This window comes from Butyricicoccus sp. (assembly GCF_050872565.1).
Classification (GTDB): domain Bacteria; phylum Bacillota; class Clostridia; order Oscillospirales; family Butyricicoccaceae; genus Butyricicoccus_A.
Genome location: NZ_JBNMHC010000287.1, coordinates 1 through 2959, shown reverse-complemented (window position 1 = coordinate 2959; position 2959 = coordinate 1). Strand labels below are relative to the sequence as shown.

At 47.8% G+C, this 2959-nt stretch carries 4 protein-coding genes; all 4 read right to left on the bottom strand.

The window, feature by feature from the left end:
* The coding region (locus ACR0P9_RS10165) for a hypothetical protein (protein WP_432619803.1) at positions 1–245 on the bottom strand (245 nt) is incomplete at its 3' end.
* Positions 246–264: 19 nt separating this feature from the next.
* On the bottom strand, positions 265–1017 hold the full coding sequence (locus ACR0P9_RS10160; protein ID WP_432619801.1) for a hypothetical protein: 753 nt from the start codon (positions 1015–1017) through the stop codon (positions 265–267).
* Entirely contained in the window at positions 965–1909 is a 945-nt protein-coding gene (locus ACR0P9_RS10155; protein WP_432619799.1) for a class C sortase, read from the bottom strand. Before ACR0P9_RS10155 ends, ACR0P9_RS10160 begins: the two co-directional genes overlap by 53 nt.
* 149 nt (positions 1910–2058) lie before the next feature.
* Positions 2059–2959 (bottom strand): SpaA isopeptide-forming pilin-related protein (locus ACR0P9_RS10150; protein ID WP_432619797.1); only part of this gene is annotated, 901 nt, incomplete at its 5' end.

Genomic DNA, 2959 nt, shown 5'->3' with positions numbered 1-2959 from the left:
GGTAAAGTCAGATTCAAATCAGGAATGGACAAATAGCCCAGATATTGTTCGCCATCAACAGAAACGGTTTGCTCGTCACTGGAGTCAGAAGTATCTTCAATCGCTTGCTGCACGCCGGACAATGCGGCATCTGTTGCTTGGCTCACCTGCTGTTCTTCTCGAACATTATGTGCGAGAAACACCAACGCCGCTAAAATGCACAGACATCCAAGCCGTATCAGCCAAGATCCAATTTTATGTCTCATATGTTTCACATTCCTATACTTATTTGTTTGTCTTGGTTTTCTTGATGTTCCAGCCCAGAATCATTAATACCAGACCGGTTCCTGCCAATACCGGAATCGGCCATTGCAGAATGCCGGTATACGGCAAGTTTTTCTTTACAGATGTTGTATCAGAGTCGTTCGGACGATTGCCGGATGTACCTGGTTTGGTATTCGGCTTGTTATCTGTCTTTTCATCCGATTTATCTGATGGATTGTCTGTGCGATTGCTGTTATCTCCGTCGTCCCTTGTGTGGCTGCCATTCGGTTCGCTCTTCGGATTGGCCGTTACAGCGTATGTCCATGCTGCGCCATCGCTTGTCTGCTCTGGGATGGAAACCAAGAATGGAGCACTGTGATATTGTGTGCCGGATACTCTGGTATCCGAACCAATGACCAAATACAAACCGGTATCCAGCTGTGAAAATACAGCCGTTCCGTTTTTGTTTGTGGATTTTTCCGCATCCGCAGACAGATGATTTGTCTGTATCCATTGTGCTAATTTTTGCGCTTGGGTGCGCCAATCCAGGGCATCGCTTTGTTCCAGCTGGTTGACAGCGGCACCGCTCTCTTCGTACTGCGGCAGCAGCGTAAACAGGCCATACCGCGAAACATCCGCCACACGATAGATAGCAAACGGCATATCCGTCAACGCTTGACCGCTGTAATTGCTCTGAACAGTCAAACTTCCCGTCTGTGTATTATCTATGGTCTCGATGGCTGCCGCCGGACAAATCAGAAGAATGGCCGTCATCAGTCCGAGAAGATACTTCTTCAATGACTTCCCAATTATCGAAATTCTTTTCAATACATTCACGCTCCTGTTTCGCTTTGCGCAGTCGTTTTTTGCGCCGTTTCCGCCAAAGTAAAATGAACCACAATAAAAATAGAAGAATTACTGCAAGCAATGCATAAATTTTCCAGCCAAAGCTCGTCAAAATCTGCTGAATCGGTGTAACTTTCTCTGCTTGCTTGGGAACTGCTGTGCGATGTCCGCGCACAAGCAGCCGCTGGGTATTGACGCCGTACGGCGTGCAGGTAATCAAGGTAACATAATCGCCGTCTTCCGGTGCTTGCAGAGCTTCCGCTTCGCTCGGATCGACGGTTTGAATCTGATCTACTTCATAGGCGAGCGTTTTATCCAACACATGCAGATAGAACAAATCGCCCATCTTCACCTTATCCAAATTGGTGAGCAGCAGCGCAGACGGCAAACCGCGATGACCGGATAATACGCAATGTGTTCCCTTGCCGCCGACCGGCAGCGAAGTGCCAACCAGATGTCCCAGACCATTTTGCAGGGCTTTTTCGGATGTACCATGATAAATTGGCAGGCGCACGCTGATTTTGGGGATTTCCACATATCCCATGATACCATCTCCGTTGACGTTGAGCAGAGACCAATACGGGTCATCTGCTGGCAAATCCAAGCCTGTGAACGAATCATATGCTTTTTGATTGAGGGTAGCGTTGTATTCCTGCGCGGCTTTGAGCCAAGCGGAATAATCTTCTTCTGTCATCTGCTGGACGGTATCTTGATAGTCATCCATCATGCTGTTCTGGCGGTGCTGATTCCAAATATCGCTGAACACCGGATAGAACAGCGCGACGATACCCGCGCCGAAGATGAAAAGGGCAAATATCATGCGGAGGATTTTCCGTTTTTTCACGTTTGCGGCTCCTTTTGTGATTGATGCTTGATATGGACAGCCTTCCATGAACTGGAAAGTTGTCCATATCATCGAATCACCGTGAGAGAAACTCTCCCACGGCGATTCGGTTGGTATGTATAAACTTAGTTTTCCTTCTTGCGGAAGAAAATCAGATATGCGCCTGCTGCCATCAGGACAACGCCGCCGATGGACAGAAGCATGGTGCCTGCGCCGCCGGTAGTCGGCAGGTTCGGCGTAGAGCTGTTCTTAACGCCTGCAGAGTACTCGTATGCCAGATTGGAATCAACATTCGGAGAAAGAAGCAGGTTTGCATCAGCTGTTTCCAGTGCCTTCATAGAAGAATTTGTAGCATCCAGCTTGCCGGTGTGCTTACCATTTTCCATCTTAGAAATCAGCTTGATTTCAAAGCGTCCTTCCGGTTTGTAGTAGCCGGACGGAGTCTCCGTCTCTTCGAGGTAGTATGTATTGGCATCCAGACCGCGGATCTGGAAATCTGCTTCAATATCCGTGACAATCGAATCTTCCGAATCGCCATCAACTGCTGGACGATAGTATACAGAACCATCTGTGTTTGTTTCCTTCACAAATCTCATCTTTGTATTGCTATCCTTTGCCAGATACAAAGCGAACTTTGCACCCTTCAGGGACTCTGTGGTTTCGCCCTTAATCTTGGTAATTCTCAGATAGTAGTTGTACACATCGGTCTCGGATTTATTCGTTGTGTGCGTAGAATCCGGTGTTGCCGCATTGGAGTAGGTCAGTGTTGCGATGTTTTCACCGATATGATTTCCTTCCTTTACAGCTTCCTTCTGAACGATAGCCTCGTAGTACACATAGACGCTCTTTGCCTGCGTTCTAGTATCCTGCGAGCCCATGATCTTTTCATAGTCCAGATCGAACTTCAAAGTCTGCTTACCCGTTGCGGAATCATAGTTGTCAATCGTCTGAGACTTAATTGCACCATCAATGACAGTTCCAGTGACCGTTGTGGTGCCGTCCTCATGGTTTAATACCGGTTCTGCG